We start from the raw sequence: 24,158 nt of genomic DNA on the forward strand, positions 1-24,158 counted from the left end.
TCAGTCCTTCCGGAGGAGGGCGGCGGCGTTGCCGCCCCGGACGGCGTGGAAGTCGGCGTCGGACAGGCGTGCGGCGCGCAGGGCGCCGACCGGGTCCTCGGCGCCCATGTCGAAGGGGAAGTCGGAGCCGAGCAGCACCCGGTCCGCACCGGCCACCCGGATCAGCTCCCGCAGTACGTGCGGGTCGTGGACCAGCGAGTCGAAGTACAGCCGCTTCAGATAGCTGCTGGGCAGGTGCGCGCACCCGGCGCCCGCGTCGGAGCGGGCCGACCACGCGTGGTCGGAACGGCCGATGTGAGTGGGCAGGTAGCCGCCCCCGTGCGCGGCGATCAGCCTCAGCTCCGGGTGGCGGTCGAGCACGCCGGAGAAGATCAGGTGGGACAGCGCGACAGCGTTCTCGGTGGGCTGTCCGACCGTGTTGGACAGGTACCACTGGTCCAGTCGCTCGTCCAGGGTGCAGCCGAAGGGGTGCAGGAGGACGAGCGCGCCGGTTTCCCCGGCCCGGGTCCAGAAGGGCTCGTAGGCCGGGTCGGACAGCTCGCGTCCCGGGGCGTGACTGGAGATCTCCACCCCGGCCAGGCCCTGCTCCAGGGCGTGGTCCAGGGCCCGGACCGCCTGTTCCGGGTGCTGGAGGGGGGCCAGGCCGAGGCCGCGCAGGCGCTCGGGGGCGGCGGAACAGTGCGCGGCCGTGGCCTCGTTGGCGAGCCGGTACAGCTTCTCGGCCGTGTCCCCGTCCGCCCAGTAGTGGTAGTGCGAGGGCGAGGGGCTGACCAGTTGCACGTCCACGCCCTGGGCGTCCATCGCGGTCAGGCGCACGGCGGGGTCGGTCAGCCGCGGGATGCGCTCGCGCACCATGGGACCGTTGACGGCGAGGGCGTCGGGGCCGTTGCGGCGGGCGTCCAGCTCCTTGGCCTCTCGTTGGCCGGGCAGGCCGGCGACGAGCGCCTCGACCTCGGGCAGCAGGACGTGGGCGTGCACGTCCACGGTGGGCGTGTTCGCCGCGGTCACGGCGGTGGGTGTGTCCTCGGCGGTCATGGCAGCTCCCTGAGCATGGTCATGGTGCGGCCCATCAGGCCGGGCACGTCCGCGTCGCGCACCCCGTCGAGCTGCCACTGCCCGATCTGCACGGACGCCTCCACGACCGGGCGGACGCGGGCGATCCGCCGCTCGTAGTACGCCTGGAACAGGGCGTCGTCCCACTCGTCGGTCCCGGTCAGCATCTGTGAGAGCACCCAGGCGTCTTCAAGTGACAGTGCGGCGCCCTGGGCGAGAGTGGGCGGGCAGCAGTGCGCGGCGTCGCCGACGAGCACCACCCGGCCGCGGTGCCAGGAGCCCTCGACCAGCATCCGGTCGAACCAGGTGTAGTTGACCTTCGCCGGGTCGGTGATGTGCTCGGTGATCACCGGCCAGTGGCCGCCGTAGGAGGAGGCCAGGCGCCGCATCTCGTCGGCGTACGACTCCGGCGGGATCGACGCGCGGTCACGGTTGGCCTCGACGACGTACGCGTACAGCGTGGTCTCGCTGGTCGGGCAGTAGCCGGCGATGTAAGCCGGGCCACCGTAGGCGAGGTCGGTACGGGTGACGCCGGCCGGGCGCGGGGCCGCGACGCGCCAGATGGCCATGCCGGTCGGTTCGGGCTTGGCAGTGATGCCGATCGCGGCGCGCGTGCGGGAGCCGAGGCCGTCGGCGGCGACGACCAGGTCGTAGCGGGCCTCGGTGCCGTCGCTGAGGCGTACGGAGACGCCGTCGGCGTCCTGGCCCAGGATCTCGGCGGTGGTGCCGAGGCGGACGGTGGCGCCGCCGGCGCGCACGGCGTCGATGAGGATCTGCTGGAGCCGGGGGCGCTGCATGCCGACGGTGGCGGGCAGGTCGTCGCCGCCGGTGCGCAGGTCGTCCTGGGCGTGCAGGACGGTGCCGTCGGGGGCGGTGATGCCGACGGAGCCGAAGCCGAAGCCGGATGCCTCCACCTGCTCCCAGACGCCGAGTTCGCGCAGGACGCGCAGGGCGTTGCCCTGGAGGGTGATGCCGGAGCCGGCGGTGGCGTTCCAGTCGTCCTTGGCCTCGACCAGGTCCACGGTGAGGCCGGCGCGGCGCAGCAGGATCGTAACGGCATTGCCGGCCGCGCCCCCGCCGATCACCAGGACTTTACGGGTGTCGCTCATGGGAACTCCCTCGTTCCGCTGGTTACTTGACGGCGATGGGGTTGACGGGTGAGCCGACGGCCCCGGTGATGGGCAGGGGCGCGGCGGTGAGCCAGAACGCGTACTCCCCGTCGGCGGCGCAGTCCTCGGCCAGGGAGTCGAGGTCCCACATCTCGCCGATCAGCAGGCCGATGTGCGGGATGGCGACCTGGTGCAGCGGCTGGAAGGCGTGCTCGAACTCGTTCGGGCGGACCTCGAAGCCCCAGGTGTCGGTGGCGATCGCGGCGATCTCGCTGCCGTGCAGCCAGCCGGCCGTGGTGAACGACAGCCCCGGGGCGGGCCCACCGGCGTACTCGCCCCAGCCGTCGCGGCGCACTCGGGCGAGCTGGCCGGTTCGGACGAGGACGATGTCGCCGCGACTCACCCGCACACCGTGGGCCTCGGCGGTCGCGGTCAGGTGCTCCTCGGTGATCGCGAAGCCGTCCGGCAGCTCACCGTCCTCGCCGACGACCCGGCCGACGTCCAGGAGTACCCCGCGTCCGGCGACGTGCCGGGCCATGTGCTCGATGCCGGTGACCAGGTCGCCGTCGGAGGTGACGACCTGCTCGGCCGGGCGTCCGTTCCACGCCTTGCCGTGGTCGAAGATGTGGCCGAGCCCGTCCCACTGGGTGGAGCACTGCAACGGCATCGCTATGACGTCGTCGGCGCCGCCGATGCCGTGCGGCAGGCCCTGGTTGCCGAGGGCCGCGTCCGTGCCGGTGTCCAGCATGGTGTGCACCGGGTTGGTGCGCCGCCGCCAGCCCTTCTGCGGGCCGTCGATGTCGAACCGCTGCGAGAGGGAGAAGCTGGCACCCCGCCGGATCAGCGCGGCACCTTCACGGCGCTTGGCCTCGTCGAGGAAGTTGAGTGTGCCGAGCACGTCGTCCTCGCCCCAACGGCCCCAGTTCGAGCACGCCTTCGCGGTCCGGGCGATCGATCCCTCGGGATCGGTGCGGTCCAGGGTCATCGGGCCGCCTCCGCCACGCATCGGGTGCGCTGGGCGCCGAGTCCGGTGATGGAGGCGTCCATGACGTCGCCGTCGCGCAGCAGCCGGCCCCAGTGCATGCCGTTGCCGGCGGGGGAGCCGGTGAGCACCAGGTCGCCGGGGAGCAGCCGTGCGGTCTGCGAGGCGTAGGAGACCATCCGGGCGACGTCGAAGATCATGTCCTTGGTGGACTCGTCCTGCATGGTCTCGCCGTTGAGCTTCAGCGTCAGGCGCAGGTCGTCCGGGTCCGTGATCGACGCGGTGGGCACGATCCAGGGCCCGAGCGGCGTGAAGCCCGGGGCGTTCTTGCTGCGCAGCCAGTCGGTGCCGATCTGCGGCATGTCCCGGCGGAAGACGGTGGCCCGGTCGGTCAGGTCGTTGGCGATCGTGTAGCCCGCGACGTGGACCAGGGCTTCCTCGACGGACACCTGGTAGGCCGGGCGGCCGATCACCGCGGCCAGTTCCAGTTCCCAGTCGGGCTTCTCGGCCCACGCGGGCAGCGCGACGTCGTCGTACGGGCCGGTGATCGCGCTCGGCAGGCCGATGAACACGTAGGGCAGGTCCTCGGCCGCCCGCCGGTCCATGATCTCCGCGGCCTCCGCGCGCCGCTCCGCCTCCGGCCGCTCGTCATCCGGCGCGCGGTGCGCGACGTGCAGGTCGATGACGTGCTGCCGGTAGTTGGCGCCGGACTGGAAGACCTGGCGCGGCTCGACCGGTGCGTGCACCCGGAAGTCCGCCAGCGGCGCGCGTCGTGGCGCGCTGTCGCCGGCCAGGGCCGACAACCGGGGCAGCACCGCCTCCCAGTCGTTCAGGAGGGCCCGTACGCTCAAGTCGCCGTCGTCCAGGACGTCTCGCAGGTCGATCACCTGGGCGTCCGGGGTGACGAGAGCGGGGAACGCGGCCCCATCGAGGGCCGAAAGGGTGGCGAGGGCGAAGGGTCCGGCGAAGAGGGCGGACGCGGCTTCAGGTTTCACGGACATGTCCTCCTGATTGCGATGGCACTAATCTGGACTCGCCACCCGCGATCAGGGAAATAGATTCCATGGATGACAGTCATCCATGAGTCAAATTTCCGCAGGTCATCGCCGAACAACGAGAAAAGTCGCCGTGAATCTCAGTCGTCTGGACCTCAACCTCGTCGTCGCCCTGCGCGCTCTCCTCGAAGAGCGCAACGTCACCCGCGCCGGACAGCGCGTCGGCCTCAGCCAGCCGGCGATGAGCGCGGCGCTCTCCCGCCTGCGCAGGCACTTCGACGACGACCTGCTGGCCCGGGTCGGCGGCCACTACGAACTCACCGCCCTCGGACAGGTCCTCCTCGACCGCGCGTCCACCGCCTACGACCTGCTGGAACGGCTGTTCGCCAGCCAGGCGGACTTCGATCCGGCCAAGGAGAGCCGTGAGTTCAGGCTCGTGGCGTCCGACTACGCGGTCGCCGTCTTCGGTGCCGAACTCGCCCGGGTCGTGCATCAGGAGGCCCCCGGCATCCGGCTGCGCTTCGCCCAGACGCCGACCACCGTGGTGGACGCCACGGACGCCCTGCTGAGCACCACGGACGGCCTGCTCATGCCGCACGGCGTCATCAGCGACTTCCCCGCCACCGACCTCTACCAGGACCGATGGGTCTTCCTCGTCGCCGACGACCACCCGAGCGTCGACGACCGGCTGACCCGGGAAGACCTGGCCCGGCTGCCCTGGGTCACCTACCAGCGCACCTACGACGCCCCGGCCGTGCGCCAGCTCGGCATGCTGGGCATCGAGCCCCGCGTCGAGGTCTCCGTCGACAGCTTCCAGATCATGCCGCTGCTGGTCAGCGGAACCCGGCGCATCGCCCTCGTCCAGGCGCGTCTCGCCCGGCTCCTCGCCCCGCTCGCCGCCGTGCGCGTGGTGGAGCCGCCCTACGAGGCGGTGCCGCTGAGCGAGGCGTTGTGGTGGCACCCCGTGCACACCCACGACGCGGCCCACATCTGGCTGCGCGAGACGGCCGCCCGGGTCGGCAGGCGGATGGCCGACGAGCCCGGGGATGAGCCAGGCCCCCGCCCGTGAACGAAGGACCCATCCACGCTATGGATGGAATCCATCCGCAACGTGAATGACGGTGGGGGTGGGCAGGGCCGCCCGGCAGGACGCATGCTCGGACGGGGCCCGTCGGTGCGCTCCCGCTCGACGTCTCTCTCCGACAGCCCGAGATGATCCTCATCTCCGCGGTCGACCCTCCCGTACCGTCGGCCGGAGTTTCGCCGTGCTCAGTTTCCATGCCGTACCCGTCATCGGTCCCGCACACGTTCCCCACGGCCCCGAGCCGACCCGGTCAGCGCGCAGGAGCCGCCAGCGTCGACCGGCGTACGACCAGTTCGGGTTGGAGCACGACGTGGCGGTGCGTGTGCCTGATTCCGTGGGCGGTGTCCTCGATGAGCAGCCGGCCGGCCTGCCGTCCCACAGCACTTGCCGGTCGTCGCACCGAGGTGAGTGGTACCACGGCGGACGCGGCGAATTCGATGTCGTCGTATCCCACCACGGCGATTTCGTCCGGCACTCTGAGGCCGGCCTCGTACAGGGCCTGCAGGACACCGAGGGCGAGCAGGTCGTTGGCGCAGAAGACGGCGGTGGGCCGCTCGGGCAGACCGAGGATGCGGTGCCCGGCGTCCTTGCCGGCCGTCACGGTGAGGGCGTCGCAGGACAGTTCTCTCAGCGCGGTGGACGGCAGGCCGGACTCGCTGATCGCGGTGAGGGCGCCGCGGCGGCGGTCCCTCACCTGCTGGAGGCGGTCGGGGCCGCTGACGTAGCCGAGGGAGCGGTGGCCACGCTCGAGCAGGTGCCGTACCGCGGCACGTCCGCCCGCCACGTCGTCGATTCCGACGGAGCATGCCGCGGGCTGGGGCGCGTACTGGTCGGCGACGACGAAGGGCACGGCGTTGCGGCGGAAGGCGGCGAGAGTGCGCCCGACTCCCTCGCCGGAGGCCAGCACGGCCCCGCGGACCTGGTGCGAAGTGATGAGCGACAGGTGGCGTGCCGCCTCTGCCGGATCGCGGGCGCCCGTGCAGACCATGACGCCGAGGTCCGCCTCACGGGCGGCCTGTTCCACCCCGGAGGCGAGCGCGGTGAAGAACGGGTTCGCCATGTCGAGGACCATGACGGCGATCACCCGGGAGGCCCATCCGCGCAACTGCCGGGCTCCCTCGGCCCGGACGTAGCCGAGGGAGTCGATCACTTCCAGGACGCGCGAGCGCGTTCCCTCGGCTACGATCTCGGGCCGGTTGAGGACGTTGGAGACGGTACCGAGCGAGACGCCTGCCTCCCGCGCCACGTCCTTGATGCCGACCCGGGGACGTGGGCGGCCGACAGGTCCGGCCACCGCCGTCGCTCCGCCGGAGCCACGTTCGCGGTGAGCTGTGGGAGTGGCTGTCGGTCGCCGGTCCACGGCCTAGCGTCCCTGCGGGGCGCCGGTGGTGGAGCGCACCACCAGACGGGGGGTCATCGTGGTCTGCATGGCTCTGTCCCTTCGGCTTTCGACGCGCTCGACGAGCATGCGGGCTGCGGCGGAGCCCATGGTGTGTCCCGCCTGGTCCACGCTGGTCAGTTGCACGGGGGCCAAGGCGGCGAGCGCGGTGTTGTTGTAGCCGACGAGCGACAGGTCCCGGGGGATGCGCAGGCCGAGTTCGTGCGCGGCGCGGTAGACGCCCAGTGCGGCGACGTCCGCGCCGGTCATCACGGCGGTCGGAGGACGGTCGGCCGTCAGCAGTGTCATGCCCGCCTTGAAGCCGCCGTCGTCGGAGTAGGCGGTGTGGTGGACCCGCGCGACCCGGGCGAGTCCGTGCCGTTCCATCGCGTGCAGATAGCCCTCGCTCAGCACGGCCTCCGGTGTGCGCTTCCACTTGTTGGCCCGGGTACCCGGGGCCGAGACCAGGGCGATGTCACGGTGGCCGAGCGAGACGAGATGATCCACCACCAGACCGGCGCCGAGGTCGTCGGCGTCGACGACCGAGTCGTAGGTGTCCGAAGCGTCGTGGTGCCCGATGACCACGGTCGGCGTCGAAGCGGCCGTGTCCAACACCTCCGCGCGCGGTGTCCCCGGGGCGATGAGGATCAGTCCGTCCATCTGCCGGTCCACCAGGGAACGGATGGTCCTGGCCTGTTCCTCGGGGTCGAAGCCGGCCGCGCCGATCAGCACCGTGTAGTCGGTGTGGCGGAGTTCGTCCCGGATGCCGTCGAGGATGTCGGCGAAGAAGGCGTTGCGGACGTTGTCCAGCAGTACGCCGATGGTGTAGGTCCGGCCGCGCATCCCTCGTGCCGCCGCGTGCGGACGGTAGCCCAGGTCGTCGATGGCCGCCTGGACCTTCTCCCGCATGGCCTCGCTCACGCCGTAGGCATTGCGCATCACCTTGGAGACGGCGGCCGTGGACACCCCGGCGTGCCGGGCGACATCGGTGATGGTCACGCGCTTGTTCGGCTTGGCTGCGGAAGCCCCGTCCATGGTCCACGTCCCGAATTGAGTAGGCGTAGGTATAACGGTCTACACGTTACTCCCCGCTGTCCGTCAAGCCTTTCGTTCATCACTACGGTGTTACCCGCTTGTGTCTTGACGGTGGCGGGGGAGCGGTGCAGGGTGTTGCCCACTCGACGTGGAGAACGTTTTACACGGTCCTGCCGAGTCGCTGCCCGCGTGCTGCCGGGCCCCGTACTTCGCCCCTGGCGCTGTTTCCCGCACCTCCCCCCGCTCGTCATGATCCTTGGGAGTCCTCCGTGCCCCTTCGTACCTCCCGCGCCCGTCGGGCGCGACTGAGCCTGCTCACCGCCGGCACCGCCTCGCTCGCGCTGCTCGCCACCGCATGCGGCGGCAGCGGGGCCGGCGGCTCCTCCGCCCCCGAGAACTTCGACTACCTGGGCGTCACCGAGAACACCACCGTGAAGACGGCGCTGACCACCATGTCCAAGGGTGCCTGCAAGGCCGCGAACGACGCCCTGCCGCTGAAGGTGGAGACCGTTCCGCAGGCAAGCCTGGACCAGAAGCTCCAGTTGCTGGCCGGGCAGGACGCGCTGCCAGTGCAGTTCGCCGCCGGCAACGCCCCCGCGCTCACCCAGCAGCTGGCCGAGTCCGGCAAGGTCGCCGACCTGGAGGCGAAGCTCAAGGAGCTGGGCGTTCTCGACCAGCTGGAGCCGGCCGCCATCTCCACCATCAAGGCCCTGTACGGCGGGGAACTCCAGGTCCTGCCGTACGAGTACAACGTCGAGGGCATCTTCTACAACAAGAAGCTCTTCGCGGACAACGGCCTGAAGGCGCCCGGTACATGGGGCGAACTGGTGGCGGCCGCGGCCGAGCTGGAGGCGAAGGGCGTCCAGCCGTTCTCCGCCTCCGGACAGCAGGGCTGGCCGCTCACCCGTCTCATCAGCGGCTACCTCTACCGCAGCCTCGGCCCCGACGCCCTGCGGAAGGTGGCGGACGGCAAGGCGAAGCTCACCGACCCGGAGTACGTGAAGGCGGCCGAGGAGGTCGCCGCCCTCGGCAAGAAGGGCTGGTTCGGCAAGGGCGTCGGCTCCATCGACTACGACACCGCGATCAACCAGTTCCTCACCGGCAAGGCCGCCATGTTCTACATGGGCAGCTGGGCCCTGGCGAACATCTCCGACGACAAGCAGAACAAGATCGGTGCGGAGAACACCGGCTTCATGCCCTTCCCGGCCGTGACCGGGGGCAAGGGCTCCGTCGACCAGTACCCGTCCAACGTCGGCCTGGGCATCGCCTTCGCCTCGAAGTCCTTCGACAAGAAGACCGGCGACTGGGTGTCCTGCATCGCGAAGAACTACGGCTCCACCGCGTTGAAGGACCACGGCTCCATCTCCGGCTTCAAGGTGAACACCGAGGTCAAGGACGCCAACGAGGTCACCACCCAGGTGCGAGACACCATCAGTTCCTCGAAGCAGAACGTGCTGTGGTTCGAGGCCCTGTTCAGCACCAAGGCCACCACCGTCAGCCAGCAGAACGCGGCGGGTCTGGTCAGCGGCAGCACGAGCCCCGAGCAGTTCATGCAGACCGTTCAGGACGCACTGGCCGCCCAGTGACCGGCCGGGGGCGGCCCACACGCTCCTGCCCGCCCCGTCGCGCGCGGGCCGCCCCCGTCCCTCCGAAGAAAGTGGACACCCACCCATGCACCGCGTACTCGGTGACCGCAGGGCCATCACGATCCTGCTCGGTCCCGCTCTCCTCGTCTATTCCCTGATCATGCTGGTCCCGATGGTGTGGTCGCTCGGGTACTCCTTCACCAAGGGCAACACGATCAACGGCTTCACCGGAAACGGCGTCGCCAACTTCACCCGCCTCCTCGACGACCCGGCCGTCCACGACGCCCTGTGGTTCACCCTGAAGTACGCCGCCGTCGTCACCGCCGGGCAGGTTGTCGCCGGGTATCTCCTGGCGCTGCTCTACGTCTTCTTCCTCAAGCGCGCCTCGGCGCTCGTCCGCACTCTGGTGTTCTTCCCGGTCGTGCTGCCCACCGTCGCCGTCGGCCTGCTCTTCCAGAAGTTCTTCCAGGTCGCCCCACAGACCGGCCCGGTCAACTCCCTTCTCAACGCCGTCGGCATCGACTCGATCGACTTCTTCGGCAGTGCCGGCAGCGCCTTCTGGGTCCTGATCGCCATGGACATCTGGCGCTCCATGGGCTTCTACGCCGTACTCCTCTTCGCCGGCCTCGTCGACATCCCCGACGAGGTCCTGGAATCGGCCCGCCTCGACGGGGCCACGGGACTCAGGCTGGTCCGCCACATCGTGCTGCCGCTGTCCCTGCCGGTCCTGATGTCCTCGCTGATCTTCAGCATCAACGGCACGCTGAAGGTCTTCGACTCGATCGTCGCGTTGACCAACGGCGGCCCCGGCACGGGCACCACCCCGCTGACCCTGTACATGTTCCAGACGTCGTTCACCTACAGCGACTACGGCTACGGCAGCACTGTCGCTCTGCTGCTGACCGTGGTGTGCCTGCTGGTGAGCCTGGTCGTCTACCGCGTCTCGCGGCGCGACCTCACGGAGGGCTGAGAGGCATGGCCACCATCGACACACCCGTGAAGACCTCCGTAGGCGGCTCCGGGAACGCGCCCGTGCGTGCCCCGCGGGCCCGGCGCGGCCGTCCGGGAAGCCGCCTCTGGGTCAAGGTCGTCGTCGCTGTCCTGCTGGTCGTCGAGGTCTACCCGATGATCTGGATGTTCCTCACCTCCCTGAAGTCCAACGACGACTACCTGAACAACTCCACCTGGAGCCTGCCCACCACCTGGGAGTGGAGCAATTACACCGAGGCGTGGACGACCGGCAACATCGGCCTCTACGTACAGAACAGCCTGCTCGCCGTCGTCCCCGCGCTCGCGCTGATGCTGCTGCTGGGCACCGCCGCCGGCTTCGCCCTGCAGGTCATGGTGTGGAAGGGCCGCAGCCTCACTCTGCTGGTCTTCCTCGCGGGCATGATGGTCCCGCCGCAGATGATCCTGCTGCCCCTGTTCACGGTGTACTTCCAGACCGGCCTGTCCGGCACCCTGTGGCCGCTGATCCTCACCTACACCGGCACGGGCTTGCCCCTGACCGTCTTCATGATGGCCACCTACTACCGGGGCGTCCCCCGCGAGCTGTTCGAGGCCGCCACGATCGACGGCGCCGGCATCCTGCGCGCCTTCTGGACCATCAGTCTCCCCCTGGTCCGCAACGCCCTGCTCACCGTCGGCCTGGTGCAGTTCTTCTTCATCTGGAACGACCTGCTCATCGCGCTGACCTTCACCAACAACCAGGATCTGCGCACCATCCAGGTAGGCCTGCTCAACTTCACCGGTGATTTCGGCGCCACCCAGTACGGCCCCCTCTTCGCGGCCATCTGCATCAACGTCTTCGGCACCCTCCTGATCTACCTCTTCCTCAACCAGAAGGTCATGAAGGGCCTCACCTCGGGAGCGTTGAAGGGCTGACCCAGTCCTGGCCCCGGCCTGCCGTCTCCCCGGACCCCGGTACCGGGTAGCTCGCCGCGCCCATTGTCACGCTCCCGAATGTGACCACACGTGAAAGAAGGGTCGCCCCTTGCTCCCCCCTCAGCCCTCCCCGGTCAGCTTCGAACACCTGCCGGACGGACTCGGCATCGGAGTCGCCTCCCCCCGGCTGACCTGGACCCTGCCCGCAGGCACCGGCCGCCAGGTGTCGTACGAGCTGGAACTCGAACGCCGTGGCGGCATCCGCCGCACGGGGCGCGTCGACAGCGCCGAGCAGATCCTCGTGCCGTGGCCCGGCGACCCCCTGACGTCCCGGGAACGCGCCACCGTCCGGGTCCGCGTCTGGACCCACGACGCCGCAGACCCCTCGGAGTGGAGCACACCGAGAGACGTCGAGGCGGGGCTCCTCGACGCCGCCGACTGGCATGCCGTGCCCGTGGGCGCCGACTGGGACGAGGACCCCGAGGACGAGCGCCGCCCCGCCCGCGTGCGCAAGGACTTCAGCCTCGACCGGCCCGTCGCCCGCGCACGCCTCTATGTCACCGCTCACGGCCTGTACGAGGTGGAGATCAACGGACACCGCGTCGGCGACGAGGCGCTCGCACCGGGGTGGACCGTCTATCCGCACCGGCTGCGGTACCGCACCCACGACGTCACCGCCCACCTCACCGAGGGCGCCAACACCGTCGGTGCCTGGCTCGGCGACGGCTGGTACCGCGGCAAGTACGGCTTCGACGGCGGCACCCGCAACATCTACGGCACCGACCAGTCCCTCATCGCCCAGTTGGAGGTGGAGTACGACGACGGCACCACGCATGTCGTCGTCACCGACCGAACCTGGAAAGCGGCGTCCGGCCCGATCCTCACCAGCGGCCTGTACGAAGGGGAGACCTTCGACGCCCGCCTGCACGATCCCGCGTGGGCCACACCGTCTGCGGCCGGCACGGGGGACTGGACTCCGGTCCGCACAGGCGCACGAGATGCCGGCACCCTCGTCGCTCCCCTCGGGCCGCCCGTGCGCTGCACCGAGGAGGTCGCCCCGGTCACCGTCACCCGTACCGGCGACGGGCGTCACCTGCTCGACTTCGGGCAGAACCTCGTCGGCCGTCTTCGCGTCACCGTCGACGGACCGGCCGGTACCACCCTCACCCTGCGGCACGCCGAAGTCCTCCAGGACGGCGAGCTGGCCACTCGCCCACTGCGTGAGGCGACGTCCGTCGACACCCTGATCCTCTCCGGTCGAGGGCCACTCACCTGGGAACCACGCTTCACCCTGCACGGATTCCGCTACGCCGAGATCAGCGGCTGGCCGGGCGCCATGACGACAGGGCAGGTGACCGCCCGCGTGTACCACACGGACATGCGCCGCACCGGATGGTTCGAGTGCAGTGATCCGCTCGTCAACCGCCTGCACGAGAACGTCGTGTGGAGCATGCGCGGCAACTTCGTCGACCTGCCCACCGACTGCCCCCAGCGCGACGAACGCCTCGGCTGGACCGGCGACATCCAGGTCTTCGCCCCGACGGCGAGCTTCCTCTACGACTGCGCCGGCCTGCTCGACTCCTGGCTCACCGACGTCGGCATCGAACAGCTCCCGGACGGCGCGATCCCGTGGTACGTCCCCGTCATCCCGGGCGAGCCGATGTGGACGCCGATCCACCCCGGGGCCGCATGGGGTGACGTCGCCGTCCTCACTCCCTGGACGCTCTTCCAGGGCTACGGCGACCTGGAACTCCTGCGCCGCCACTACCCCATGGCCAAAGCGTGGGTCGAGCTGGTCGAACGCCTCGCCGGTCCTACCCGCCTGTGGGACACCGGGGTCCAGTTGGGGGACTGGCTCGACCCGGCCGCCCCACCCGACGACCCGGCCGCGGGCCGCACCGACCGCTACCTCGTCGCCACCGCCTACTTCGCCCACTCTGCACGACATCTCGCCCTGACCGCAGCGGAGTTGGGGTTCGAGGCGGACGCCGAACGGTACGCGGCTCTCGCCGCCGAGGCAGCCGACGCCTTCCGGCGACGGTACGTTCTGCCCTCCGCCCGCCTCACCAGCGACAGCGCCACCGCGTACGCGATCGCCCTCGCCTTCGACCTGCTCACGCCGGAACAGCGCGGACCGGCCGCCGACCGCCTCGCCGAGATCGTGCTCGCCGACGGCGCGCGCATCTCCACCGGCTTCGTCGGCACCCCGCTCATCTGCGACGCCCTCACCGACAACGGTCACCTCGACGTCGCCTACCAGCTGTTGCTGCAGACCGAGTGCCCCTCCTGGCTCTACACCGTGGCCATGGGCGCGACCACGATCTGGGAGCGCTGGGACAGTCTGCGGCCCGACGGCACCCTCAACCCGGGCGGCATGACCAGCTTCAACCACTACGCGCTCGGAGCCGTTGCCGACTGGCTGCACCGGGTGGTCGGCGGTATCAGCGCCACCGCCCCGGGCTACCGCCGGCTTTCCCTCCGCCCCCGTCCGGGCGGCGGCATCAGCTGGGCCCGTGTCCGCCACGACACTCCCTACGGGACGGCCGCACTGTCCTGGGAGCTCACCGCCACCGGCATGACGGCCGACATCACTGTGCCGGAAGGCTGTACGGCCACAGTGGAACTCCCCGGCTGCGCACCCCTCGCCCTCGGGCCGGGCGACCATGTTCTGGACACCGCGGAACTCGGAGCGGCGGCCTGACCGTACCCCATACGCCAAGAGGGACAGCCCGGCGCATCACGCTATGCGTCGGGCTGCTATTTGTCTTGTGAATTCAGATCATCCAGGGCGTCGATGGCAGAGAATTACGTCGATCCGTTCAATTGAAATTTCAGGGCGCCATTAAAATTCCAAAGAAGGAAACCTGCTGGTGAGGGCCTATTTTAAAGAAAAGGCCCCGGAGGGTTGACCTTGCCTCGGAAGAGGCCGTAGTTTCCAGCCTGCTGGGAAGAACTTCGTGGCTGAATACGGCCGTGGCGCCGAGAGCTCACCGTGAGATGCGGCGAACACTCGGCCGCCGAGAAATGAAATAGGGAATGAGTTCCCTCGGGGCTCCGCGACCACGCGGCTGCTCCCAGAACCCCATCGAGCCGGGGCCGGCCGTGACCTGACCCCTCGGCCGGCCTCACCTCCCCCCAACCCGCGGCGGCGCGTCGTACTGCCGCCATCTCAGTCCGGAGAGCCGTTGTGAACCGACGAACGTTCCTGTCCGCCGCAGCCTTCACGGCCCTGGCCGCGAGCATGGCCCCCGCGGTCACCGACCGAGCGGTCGCCGCGCCGCGGTCCGTGGCGCAGGACCGGGCCGCCGAACTACTCGCCCGCATGACGGCCGGCGAGAAAGAGGCCCTCGTACGCTGCGACTTCGCTGCCGTGGCCCACCTCGGCATCCCTGCCCTCACCATGGTCGACGCCTCTGCGGGGCTGCGCGGCGAGACGGGCGTCACCGCCTTCCCCGTCCCCGTGGCCCAGGCGGCCACCTTCGACGAGACGCTCGCCGGCCGGATCGGCGAGGCCATCGGCACCGAGGGCCGGGCCAAGGGGTACAACAACGCCCTCGGCCCCACCATCGACCTGACCCGGACCTGGCACTTCGGCCGTCAGGCCGAGGCCATGGGCGAGGATCCGGTGCTCGCCGGACGCCTGGGCGCTGCCCTCACCGTGGCCATCCAGTCCCGGTACATGGCGGTCACCCTCAAGCACTTCGCCGCCTACACCCAGGAAGTCAACCGCTTCTTCCTCGACACCAAGGTGTCCGACCGCGCGCTCCACGAGTACTACCAGGCGCCCTTCCGCCGCGTGATCGCCGCCGCCCCGGCCACCTCGGTGATGATGGCGTACCCGAAGATCAACGGCACGTTCGCGACGCGGCACACCGGCCTGTTCGACGACCTGAAGAAGGGCATGGGCCTCCAGGGCTACACCGTGCCCGACTTCTGGGCCGGGGACGACCAGGTGGCCGCCGCCCGGGTCGGCATGGACCTCGCCGGGCTCGGCCCCGGCGGTGTCCAGATCCCGGCGGGTTCCCTCACCGGCGGTGCGATACCGGCCGCCCGGCTCGACGACGCGGCCCGCCGCATCCTCGTCACCATGTTCGCGAACGGCCTCTTCGACCACCCCGTCCCCGCCCCCGCGGGCGACGTCAGCACCCAGGCGCACAAGGACCTCGCGCACGAGGCGGCCGTCGCCTCGACGGTGCTCCTCGCCAACCGCTCCGCGGCCCTGCCGCTCACCGGCGCCGTGAAGTCGCTCGCCGTCATCGGCCCAGCCGGGTCCGACACCTTCACCGGCGTGTCCGGCTCCACCTACGTCGACCCCGGGACCTGGACCACCCCCCTCGACGCGATCCGGGCCCGCGCCGGAAGCTCCGTCGAGGTCACACACGCCCAGGGAACCAAAGGTGACCTCCCTCTCACCACGGTCCCCTCCACCGTCCTGCGCACCCCCACCGGGGCGGTCGGCCTGACGGCGAGCTACTTCGCCAGTGCCGACGGCACCGGCACACCTGTCACGACCCGCACCGACACCACCGTCGACTTCACCGCCGCCCCGGTCGAGGGCCTGCCGCAGGTGTGGTCGGCCAAGTGGACCGGCACGCTGGCCCCGACCACCACCGGCCTGCACCGCTTCTCCCTGCTGCCGTCGGGGACAACCACGCTGAAGATCGACGGCAGGACGGTTGTCTCCGGCACCCGCCAGATGGCCCGCTTCTTCCTCGGCCCCTACGACTACCCGCTCCAGGGAACCGCCGAACTGACCGCCGGACGCGCCGTCAGCGTGGAGATCACCTACCACAACGCCACGGCGGAACCCGGCACGAGCGGCCTGACCTTCGGCTGGCAGACCGATTCCCTCATCCCCGCCGCCGTGACAGCGGCTCGCGTGGCCGACGCGGCCGTCGTCTTCGTCAACCGGGTCGCCGGCGAGGGCATGGACCACGACGGATACGCGCTGCCCGGCGACCAGGATCAGCTCATCACCGCCGTCGCCGCCGCCAACCCCCGCACGATCGTCGTCCTCAACACCGACGGTCCCGTCGCCTCCCCCTGGCTGAACGACGTGGAGGCCGTCGTGCAGGCGTGGTACGCGGGCCGCGGTGCCGGCACTGCCATCGCGGCCGTCCTCTTCGGCGACAGTGACCCGGCCGGCCGCCTTCCGGTGACCTTTCCGGCCGACGCCACTCAGGGCCCCGGTAACACCCCCGCCACGTACCCGGGCACGAACGGCATCGTCTCCTACGACGAGGGCACTGCCGTCGGCTACCGCTTCTTTGACGCCAGGAGGCAGGAACCCCGCTTCCCCTTCGGCCACGGTCTGTCCTACACGACCTTCGCGCACGGTTCTCTGGAAGCCACCTACGACAAGGCCGCCCAACAGGTCATCGTCGGGGTCACCGTGACCAACACCGGACGGCGAGAGGGCACCGAGGTCCTCCAGGTGTACGCCGCCCTTCCCGCCTCGGCGGAGGCGGAGCCTCGCCGACTGGTCGCGTTCCAGAAGGTCACCCTTCCAGCGGCCGGCTCCAAGCGACTGAGCCTGACGATCCCGGTCCAGGACCTCAGCGTCTGGTCGTCGGGCGCAATGACGCTCACCCCGGGTGTCTACACCCTCGCGACGGCGCGTTCCTCCCGCGTCGTCACCGCACAGCGTGCCCTCACGCTCGGCTGACCACCGTCGGCCCCTGGGTCGCGGGCGGCTCGTGTGACCGCTGCGCGGTCGAGTGAACGTCACACGGCCGCCGCCGGCCGACCCAGCCCTGACACCCCACACCTGGCTCCAGCCAACCTCATTCCTCCTTCCCGCCCGGAGTCCGTCCGTGACACCCACCTCACCCCTGCTCGGCCTCGCCATCAGCCTGGCGCTCGCAGCCATCACGACGACCGGATGCGGCCCGTTCGGGACCGAACAGGACGGGCCGGTCGAGTTGTCAGTCAGGGCAAACGGCACCGACAGGTCCGCGATGGACGCCGTTGTCGCCGAGTTCCACCGCTCCAACCCCGACACACACGTCACGGTCGACTACTCCGACACCGGCGACCTCCAGCAGGGACTCCCGGGCGAGCTCCGCGCGGGTGACGGCCCAGCAGATTCAGGTGTTCCAAGTGAACCGGCCTGACCGTACGGCCCGCCGGCTGTTCGGCGAGCCGGACCCGCTCGATGCCCAGGCCGCAGCGCGGGCCGTGCTCAGCGGTCGTGCCCGGCCCGGGCCAAGTCCGGCGACGGTCCGGTGCACAGTGCCCGGATCCTCAAGCTCGCCAAGGACTCCGCGGTCAGGGCCCGCACCCAGGCGATCAAGCAGCTCAAGGCCGTCCTGGTCATCGCCGACCCGCCCTGCGGGAACGGCTGTCGGGCCTCGGCAACGCCGAGCTGTTCCGCACCTGCGCGCGCCTCGGCCCTCCCGACGGTGGGGGAGACGAGGACGCGGTGACCCAGGCCACCCACATGACGCTGCGCATGCTCGCCGAGCACATCGAACAGCTCACCGCGCAGATCGACGAGCTGAACCAGCGCCTGGCCCGGCTCGTCGAACTCCACGCCTCCGCAGCTGCTCGAACCGGTGGGCATCGGCCCGGACAGCGCCGTCACTCTCCTGATCACCATGGGAGACAACCCCGAGCGACTGAACGGCGAGGCGTCCTTTGCTGCCCTTTGCGGAGTCAGCCCCCATCGGGTACTCCTCCGGCCGACGGCGCACGTGCCGGCTCAACCACGGCGGCGACCGCCGGGCCGACGCCACCCTGCACCGCATCGTCTTCACCCGCCTGCGCCACGACCCGCTTACCCAGGCGTCCTACGAACGCCGCACCCAGGAGGGCAAGACCCGGCGCGAGATCATCCGATGCCTCAAGCGATACGCAGCCCGCGAGGTCTTGAATGGTCAGACCGGTTTCCCGCACCCCCGCGTTATAGGGGCGGCTGCGAGACGTGAGAGGGTCGGAGCCGTGAGTGAGACACCGCCGAACACCCTGCAATACCGCTTTGACGGGCCAGTGGACGCTCCGGTCCTGATCCTGGGTCCCTCACTGGGTACCACATGGCACATGTGGGATCGCCAGGTGCCCGAGCTGTCGCAGCACTGGCGGGTCTTCCGGTTCGATCTGCCGGGGCACGGGGGCGCCCCCGCCCGCCCGGCGGGGTCCGTCACCGAGCTGACCCAGCGGCTGCTCGCCACCCTCGACGGACTCGGCGTGCAGCGGTTCGGCTACGCGGGCTGCGCGTTCGGCGGTGCGGTCGGCATGGAGCTGGCCCTGCGCCATCCCGAGCGCCTCGCCTCCCTCGCGCTGATCGCCGCCTCGCCCCGTTTCGGCACCGCCGACGAGTTCCGCCAGCGCGGCGTGATCGTCCGCACCAACGGGCTCGACCCCATCGCCCGCAGCTCACCGGAGCGCTGGTTCACCGGCGGGTACGCCGCCGCCCAGCCCGCGATCACCGAGTGGGCCGTGCAGATGGTGCGGACCACCGACCCCGGCTGCTACATCGCCGCGTGCGAGGCGCTCGCCGCCTTCGACGTCCGTGGCGAGCTGGGCCGGGTCGGCGTCCCCACCCTGGTCCTCGTCGGATCCGACGACCAGGTCACCGGCCCCGCCGAGGCCCGCACCCTGGTCGCCGGCATCCCCGACGCCCGCCTCGCCGTCGTGCCCGGCGCCTCCCACCTGGTCCCGGTCGAGCAGCCCGCGGCCGTCACCGACCTGCTGGTGCGGCATTTCACCACCGCCTGGCAGACCCCGCACGACACCGCCTCCACCGGCCAGATCCCCGTCCCGGCCCCCGTCGCCCCGGTGGCCTCCCCGGCCCCCGCGCAGCCGGCCCTGGCACCGCCGGCGCAGGCCGCGCCCATCGCCGAGATCGCCCCGGCCGCCGTACCGCGGCAGGGGCAGGGGCGGCCCGACCCGTACGACGCGGGACTCAAGGTCCGCCGCGAAGTGCTCGGCGACGCGCACGTCGACCAGGCCCTCGCGCAGGCCGACGAGTTCTCGGGGGACTTCCAGGAACTCCTCACCCGCTACGCGTGGGGCGAGATCTGGGACCGGCCGGGCCTGGACCGGCGCTCCCGCAGCTGCGTCACGCTCACCGCCCTCGTCGCCGGCGGGCACACGGACGAGCTCGCCCCCCACCTCAGAGCCGCCCTGCGCAACGGCCTCACCCCGGCCGAGATCAAGGAAGTGCTGCTCCAGGCGGCCGTCTACTGCGGCGTACCGGCCGCGAGCAGCGCCTTCCGGGTCGCGCAGCAGGTCGTCCGTGAGGAGACGACACCCCCGGAGTGAGGGCGCAGGATGGAGTCATGAAGCTCACCAAGAAGTCGCACGCCTGCGTCCGCCTCGAAAAGGACGGGCGGACGATCGTCCTCGACCCCGGCGGATTCAGCGAGGAGGACGCCGTCCTCGGCGCGGACGCCGTTCTCGTCACCCACGAGCACCCCGACCACTTCGACGAGCGGCGGCTGCGGGCCGCGATGGAGGACAACCCGGCCGCCGAGATCTGGACGCTGAAGTCCGTCGCGGAGAAGATCTCGGCGGCGTTCCCGGGCCGCGTGCACACCGTCGGCCACGGCGACACGTTCACCGCCGCCGGATTCGACGTCCAGGTCCACGGCGAGCTGCACGCCGTGATCCACCCGGACATCCCGCGCATCACCAACGTCGGCTTCCTCCTGGACGGCGGCAGGGTCTTCCACCCCGGCGACGCGCTCACCGTCCCCGACCAGGCGGTCGAGACGCTGATGCTCCCCGTCATGGCCCCCTGGAACAAGATCGCCGAGGTCATCGAGTACGTCCGTGAGGTGAAGCCGCAGCGCGCCTACGACATCCACGACGCGCTCCTCACCGACCTCGCCCGCCCGATCTACGACCGGCAGATCGGCGAGCTGGGCGGCGCCGAGCACCTGCGGCTGGCCCCGGGCGACTCCGCGCGGCTCTGAGGCGCCCACGGCCCGGGGCCGGGTTGTCAGTGCCGCCCGGTAGGTTGTGGGACATGCGCATCGCGACCTGGAACGTGAACTCGATCACCGCCCGCCTGCCGAGGCTCCTCGCCTGGCTGGAGAGCAGCGGCACCGACGTGCTGTGCCTCCAGGAGGCCAAGGTCGCCGAGGCGCAGTTCCCCTTCGACGAGCTGCGCGAGGCGGGCTACGAGGCCGCCGTACACGCCACCGGCCGGTGGAACGGGGTGGCGGTGCTCTCCCGGGTCGGCCTCACCGACGTGGTCAAGGGCCTGCCCGGCGACCCGGGCTACGAGGGCGTCCAGGAGCCCCGCGCGATCTCCGCCACCTGCGGCCCGGTCCGCGTCTGGTCGGTCTACGTGCCCAACGGCCGCGAGGTCGACCACCCGCACTACGCCTACAAGCTCCAGTGGTTCGAGGCGCTGCGCGCCGCCGTCGAGGGCGACGCCGCCGGCGACCGGCCGTTCGCGGTGATGGGCGACTACAACGTCGCGCCGTCCGACGACGACGTCTACGACCGCGCCGCCTTCGAGGGCTCCACCCACGTCACCCCCGCCGAGCGCGCCGCCCTCGCCTCCCTGCGCGGGGCCGGACTGTCCGACGTGGTCCCGCGCCCGCTGAAGTACGACGTCCCGTTCACGTACTGGGACTACCGCCAGCTCTGCTTCCCCAAGAACCGCGGCATGCGCATCGACCTGGTCTACGGGAACGAGCCCTTCGCCAAGGCCGTCACCGACTCCTACGTCGACCGCGAGGAGCGCAAGGGCAAGGGTGCCTCGGACCACGCGCCGGTCGTGGTCGACCTCGGCGTGTGAGCGCGCCGGGCCTGCGCGCCCTGTGGTGCGCGGGGCGGTACGAATGACAGTGTGGAGGTATGAACTTCCCCTTCCTGGGCAAGCGGCGCGAAGATCCCCGGGCGCATGACGCCGAGGGCATCGGCGAGCTGCTCGCCGACTGTGATCTGCTGCGTTCGCAGGCGTTGCGGGAGGGGGTCCGACTCGACGACTCCGCGGTCTCGTTGGAGCAGTTGGACCAGATCCTGCCGCGCTGGCGCAGCGACGAGGAGATCCAGACCTGGCTGGGCAACGACGCCGGTCTGTACCTCGGCACGGTGATCGTGCGGACCGTCCCCGGAGCCCTCTGGGCCATCCGGTCCGACGGCCAGCCCGTCGTCCGGCTCGCCTCCGGCCGGGAGTTCGACGTGGTGGCGTCCGGACATGCGTGGGCGGCGGACGGGGTGCCCGAACTCTCGCAGCTGTACGGCGAAGTCGCCGAGGCGTGAACCCTCAGCCCGATAATCGCCTTAAAAGGGGCTAATGCCCGAATGGTGCGTGTCGTTCGCATGTGTGCCGTTTGTCTCGGTACGTTGCTGTGGTCAGGGCACACGAACGGCCAGGGGGAATCGCAGAGTGCAGCCGGAGATCACTGCTCGCGCGGCACGGCGGACACCACGCAAGGGTGTCCGCGGGCGAGGAGAAGGTCAGCTGCACACATCCCCTAAGCCCGATGGGAGTTGCGGGACGTCGGTGCCGGTGTCGGCAGCGGGCTGGTCGCCGCCCGGGTGACGTCCCCCACGAGTTCGACGACGTCCGGGCCGTACGCCTGAGAGTTGACCACCTTCAGCAGCAGCACGAAGGAGCTGGTGCCGTGCTTGCGGGCCAGCTTCTCGTGGTGCCGGGCGAGGTAGCGGGTGGCGGCCTGGTTGGTGATCGCCCGCTGCCCGCAGAACAGGAAGGCGGGCCGGGCCTCGCGCCGGTCCCCGGCGGTGAGGCGGGCCAGCAGGACGTACTCCGTGATGCCCGCGTCCAGTCGGTAGCGCTCGCTGCCGATCTGGAAGGCGCCGCGGTCCGGACCGGGCTCGGGATCGATGTTGACCCGCACCCCGGGCAGCATGGCCGCCATGTGGGCGACCATGCGCCGGTTCGGACGGATTCCAGGAGTCCCACCTTGAACTCACCTTCATGACAGGCGCTTGACCTGCGTATATGCAAGGCCCTCGTCTCGGCGGGGGCCTTCGCAATCCAGGAGAACGGATGTTCCGTGGCCATAGAGGGATCTCTGTCATGAATCCGGGCAATACCGGCATTCTGGATGAGGCGCGATCGCCCAACGGTCCCTGGAGCGACGGCGGGCTCGTGCCATCGGCAGGCCGGTCACTTACCGGGCAGCTTCGGCTCGCTCTACAGGTGCCTCGGCGCCATGTTCGCTTGAAGCGGTTGCTGCATTTCGTGGACCGGATCAGGGATATCGTTTGCAGGTCGCCCATACATGGGCACGGCGCCCCACGCAGCTTCATCCGGCAGGACACGCCGACTGGGCCTGCCGGGGAGTCTGTGAAGCGGACCGGTTAGCAGGAAGACCACGGCCTTCGGGCCGCCACCTTTGACGAGCAGGGACACCCCGACTGATGGCAGTGAGCCTTTTCAGCGTGGCCGCTGAACGGGTGACGGTGCTGCTGGGGACGAGGGACCGCAACGCACGAGGCTCCCGTGCCGTTGAGGGAGGTGTTCGAAGTCTCAACTCATGGGCACAGGAGCCTCGTTGGGTCCCTATCCGGCCGCACTCGACCTGTCTCACGCCTTGGGCGAGTGGGTCACGATGCTCATCGTCACCCTTGAGGGGGACCGGCGATGCAAGCTCCCGCCGCACCAGCGTGCGCTGGTCGCCCTGGTGTATCTGCGCCGTCACGACACCCTCGCGCGCATCGCGGGCATCGCGGCCGGCTTCGGTATATCCGTCGGTACCGCTCACGCATACGTCACGGCCGTCGTCGGTCTGCTCGCCGGCCGGGCTCCGGGCCTGCTTCCTCAACCCTGCGAATGTGGTCAGTGAAGCGGAGGGGAAGGTGCTGGCGGCGGCGCTGATCCCTCTGAAGGTACGGCCGCAGGGGGCGGGTTACTACATCGACCCGGCGGTGCCGCGTCTCAGTGATGAGACCAGGGCGGCTGCGCATGTCAGCAACGCCATGGGGATGGCCCGGCTGTACGGCCTGAGCGGCGAGCCGGAGTACCCCGCCCTGGTCCCCCTCGGCCACCTCCCCACGCAGGCCAGGAAGGACGCGTCCGCGTGGGAGAACGCGGCCCGGCAGCGGATGCATAACCTCCTCCGCCCTGTGAGCGCGGTCAGTGAAGCGGAGGGGAAGGTGCTGGCGGATGCGCAGATCCCCGTGAAGCCACGGCCGCAGGGGGTTACCACATCGACCCGGCGGTGCCGCGGAACAGTGAGGACACCAGGGCGGTTGCGAATGTGAGCAACGCCATGGGGATGGCCCGGCTGTACGGCCTGAGCGGCGAGCTGGAATACCCCGCCCTGGTCCCCCTCGGCCACCTCCCCATGGTGGCCAGGAAGGACGCGCCCGCGTGGGTCCGAAGAAGGCCGAGGGCAGACCGCGGGTGCCGGACCGCCAGGCCCTGTGCGGGATCCTCTTCGTCCTGCACACCGGTATCCAGTGGGAGTACCTGCCCCAGGAACTCGGCTTCGGCTCGGGCATGACCTGCTGGCGGCGCCTGGCGGCCTGGAACGAGGCCGGCGTCTGGGACCAGCTCCACCAGCTGCTGCTGAACGAGCTGCGGTCGAAGAACCAGCTGGACTGGGAACGGGCGGTGATCGACTCCTCGCACGTGCGGGCCGCCCGACGGGGCCCAAAGCGGGCCGAGCCCGGCCGGCCGCGCACGCCCGGGCAGCAAGCACCACCTCATCGTCGACGGCCAGGGCATCCCGCTCGCGGTGTCCCTGACCGGCGGCAACCGCAACGACGTCACCCAACTCGAGCCGCTGCTCGACAAGATTCCCGCCGTCGCGGGCCAGGTCGGCAGACCCCGCCGACGCCCCGACGCACTCCTGGCCGACCGCGGCTACGACCACGACAAATACCGCCGCCTGCTCTGGCAGCGAGGGATCCGCCCCGTGATCGCGAAGAGAGGCGAGCCGCACGGCACTGGCCTGGGCACCTTCCGCTACGTCGTCGAGCGAACGATCGCCTGGCTCCACGGCTTCCGCCGCCTGCGCATCCGCTGGGAACGACGCGACGACATCCACGAGGCCTTCCTCGGCCTCGCCGTCTGCCTGATCACCCACCGCCACGTCCAACGCCTTTGTTAGGACCTCTTAGACCGTGTC

Annotated in this window: 21 protein-coding genes and 2 pseudogenes; 15 read left to right on the forward strand and 8 right to left on the reverse strand. The window is 70.4% G+C overall.

Annotated features, from left to right (window positions below):
* From OIE75_RS31885 to OIE75_RS31900, 4 genes are read right to left on the reverse strand one after another with little or no spacing between them, the layout of a single operon-like run.
* On the reverse strand, positions 1–1,035 hold the full coding sequence (locus tag OIE75_RS31885) for an amidohydrolase family protein (protein ID WP_329473010.1): 1,035 nt from the start codon (positions 1,033–1,035) through the stop codon (positions 1–3).
* Positions 1,032–2,162: an FAD-dependent oxidoreductase gene (locus OIE75_RS31890; RefSeq protein ID WP_329473012.1), complete on the reverse strand. Its 1,131-nt coding sequence runs from the start codon at positions 2,160–2,162 to the stop codon at positions 1,032–1,034. The genes OIE75_RS31885 and OIE75_RS31890 overlap by 4 nt, the downstream gene beginning before the upstream one ends.
* A 22-nt stretch (positions 2,163–2,184) precedes the next feature.
* Positions 2,185–3,147: a cyclase family protein gene (locus OIE75_RS31895; RefSeq protein ID WP_329473013.1), complete on the reverse strand. Its 963-nt coding sequence runs from the start codon at positions 3,145–3,147 to the stop codon at positions 2,185–2,187.
* Positions 3,144–4,145 carry a fumarylacetoacetate hydrolase family protein gene (locus OIE75_RS31900; protein WP_329473014.1) on the reverse strand — a complete coding sequence of 334 codons (1,002 nt, stop codon included), beginning with the start codon at positions 4,143–4,145 and terminating at the stop codon, positions 3,144–3,146. Before OIE75_RS31900 ends, OIE75_RS31895 begins: the two co-directional genes overlap by 4 nt.
* A gap of 127 nt (positions 4,146–4,272) precedes the next feature.
* On the opposite strand from OIE75_RS31900, the gene OIE75_RS31905 reads away from it, so the two are divergent.
* On the forward strand, positions 4,273–5,208 hold the full coding sequence (locus OIE75_RS31905) for a LysR family transcriptional regulator (protein WP_307015964.1): 936 nt from the start codon (positions 4,273–4,275) through the stop codon (positions 5,206–5,208).
* Between the two features lie 265 nt (positions 5,209–5,473).
* Here the strand turns inward: OIE75_RS31905 and OIE75_RS31910 are convergent, their stop codons facing one another.
* Positions 5,474–6,517, reverse strand: coding sequence for a LacI family DNA-binding transcriptional regulator (locus tag OIE75_RS31910; RefSeq protein ID WP_329473015.1), 1,044 nt, complete (start codon positions 6,515–6,517; stop codon positions 5,474–5,476).
* Positions 6,518–6,586: 69 nt separating this feature from the next.
* On the reverse strand, positions 6,587–7,636 hold the full coding sequence (locus tag OIE75_RS31915; protein WP_307015966.1) for a LacI family DNA-binding transcriptional regulator: 1,050 nt from the start codon (positions 7,634–7,636) through the stop codon (positions 6,587–6,589).
* Positions 7,637–7,905: 269 nt separating this feature from the next.
* Between OIE75_RS31915 and OIE75_RS31920 the strand changes: the two genes are divergently transcribed.
* From OIE75_RS31920 to OIE75_RS31945, 6 genes are all read left to right on the forward strand, one after another.
* The gene (locus tag OIE75_RS31920; RefSeq protein WP_329473016.1) at positions 7,906–9,222 is read left to right on the forward strand and encodes an ABC transporter substrate-binding protein; all 1,317 of its coding nucleotides are present in this window, start codon (positions 7,906–7,908) and stop codon (positions 9,220–9,222) included.
* A gap of 85 nt (positions 9,223–9,307) precedes the next feature.
* A complete protein-coding gene (locus OIE75_RS31925; protein WP_329473017.1) occupies positions 9,308–10,192 on the forward strand; it encodes a carbohydrate ABC transporter permease in 885 nt (294 codons plus the stop codon).
* 5 nt (positions 10,193–10,197) lie between these two features.
* Positions 10,198–11,106: a carbohydrate ABC transporter permease gene (locus OIE75_RS31930; protein WP_307015969.1), complete on the forward strand. Its 909-nt coding sequence runs from the start codon at positions 10,198–10,200 to the stop codon at positions 11,104–11,106.
* 109 nt (positions 11,107–11,215) lie between these two features.
* Positions 11,216–13,807, forward strand: a complete 2,592-nt coding sequence (locus OIE75_RS31935) for a family 78 glycoside hydrolase catalytic domain (protein ID WP_329473018.1) — start codon at positions 11,216–11,218, stop codon at positions 13,805–13,807.
* A 486-nt stretch (positions 13,808–14,293) separates the two neighbouring features.
* On the forward strand, positions 14,294–16,771 hold the full coding sequence (locus tag OIE75_RS31940) for a beta-glucosidase (RefSeq protein WP_329473020.1): 2,478 nt from the start codon (positions 14,294–14,296) through the stop codon (positions 16,769–16,771).
* A gap of 148 nt (positions 16,772–16,919) precedes the next feature.
* Positions 16,920–17,219: an extracellular solute-binding protein gene (locus OIE75_RS31945; RefSeq protein ID WP_329473021.1), complete on the forward strand. Its 300-nt coding sequence runs from the start codon at positions 16,920–16,922 to the stop codon at positions 17,217–17,219.
* Positions 17,220–17,287: 68 nt separating this feature from the next.
* Here the strand turns inward: OIE75_RS31945 and OIE75_RS31950 are convergent, their stop codons facing one another.
* Positions 17,288–17,638 (reverse strand): hypothetical protein, encoded by a 351-nt coding sequence (locus OIE75_RS31950; protein WP_329473022.1) that lies wholly within the window; start codon positions 17,636–17,638, stop codon positions 17,288–17,290.
* Positions 17,639–17,702: 64 nt separating this feature from the next.
* Between OIE75_RS31950 and OIE75_RS31955 the strand changes: the two genes are divergently transcribed.
* The 5 genes from OIE75_RS31955 to OIE75_RS31975 are packed head-to-tail and all read left to right on the forward strand — an operon-like array spanning position 17,703 to position 21,321.
* Entirely contained in the window at positions 17,703–18,032 is a 330-nt protein-coding gene (locus tag OIE75_RS31955) for a hypothetical protein (protein ID WP_329474088.1), read from the forward strand.
* 13 nt (positions 18,033–18,045) lie between these two features.
* The gene (pcaDC, locus tag OIE75_RS31960; RefSeq protein WP_307015974.1) at positions 18,046–19,368 is read left to right on the forward strand and encodes a bifunctional 3-oxoadipate enol-lactonase/4-carboxymuconolactone decarboxylase PcaDC; all 1,323 of its coding nucleotides are present in this window, start codon (positions 18,046–18,048) and stop codon (positions 19,366–19,368) included.
* A gap of 17 nt (positions 19,369–19,385) precedes the next feature.
* On the forward strand, positions 19,386–20,021 hold the full coding sequence (locus OIE75_RS31965; protein WP_307015975.1) for an MBL fold metallo-hydrolase: 636 nt from the start codon (positions 19,386–19,388) through the stop codon (positions 20,019–20,021).
* A gap of 53 nt (positions 20,022–20,074) precedes the next feature.
* Positions 20,075–20,854 (forward strand): exodeoxyribonuclease III, encoded by a 780-nt coding sequence (locus OIE75_RS31970; protein ID WP_307015976.1) that lies wholly within the window; start codon positions 20,075–20,077, stop codon positions 20,852–20,854.
* 59 nt (positions 20,855–20,913) lie between these two features.
* Positions 20,914–21,321 (forward strand): DUF6278 family protein, encoded by a 408-nt coding sequence (locus OIE75_RS31975; RefSeq protein ID WP_234961380.1) that lies wholly within the window; start codon positions 20,914–20,916, stop codon positions 21,319–21,321.
* 215 nt (positions 21,322–21,536) lie between these two features.
* Here the strand turns inward: OIE75_RS31975 and OIE75_RS31980 are convergent.
* Positions 21,537–21,983: pseudogene (locus OIE75_RS31980) on the reverse strand (hypothetical protein); the annotation flags it as partial.
* A 597-nt stretch (positions 21,984–22,580) separates the two neighbouring features.
* On the opposite strand from OIE75_RS31980, the pseudogene OIE75_RS31985 reads away from it, so the two are divergent.
* The 3 genes and pseudogenes from OIE75_RS31985 to OIE75_RS31995 form a co-directional block, all read left to right on the forward strand.
* Positions 22,581–22,844, forward strand: a pseudogene (locus tag OIE75_RS31985) (helix-turn-helix domain-containing protein); the annotation flags it as partial.
* Positions 22,845–22,860: 16 nt separating this feature from the next.
* The gene (locus OIE75_RS31990; protein WP_329473023.1) at positions 22,861–23,289 is read left to right on the forward strand and encodes a hypothetical protein; all 429 of its coding nucleotides are present in this window, start codon (positions 22,861–22,863) and stop codon (positions 23,287–23,289) included.
* 49 nt (positions 23,290–23,338) lie between these two features.
* A protein-coding gene (locus OIE75_RS31995; RefSeq protein WP_443078458.1) for an IS5 family transposase occupies positions 23,339–24,140 on the forward strand; the annotation gives its coding sequence in 2 pieces (ribosomal slippage) (positions 23,339–23,688 and positions 23,687–24,140; 804 coding nt in all).
* The last annotated feature ends 18 nt before the right edge of the window (positions 24,141–24,158 follow it).

Origin of the sequence: Streptomyces sp. NBC_01723 (genome assembly GCF_036246005.1) — a bacterium.
Taxonomy (GTDB): Bacteria; Actinomycetota; Actinomycetes; order Streptomycetales; family Streptomycetaceae; genus Streptomyces.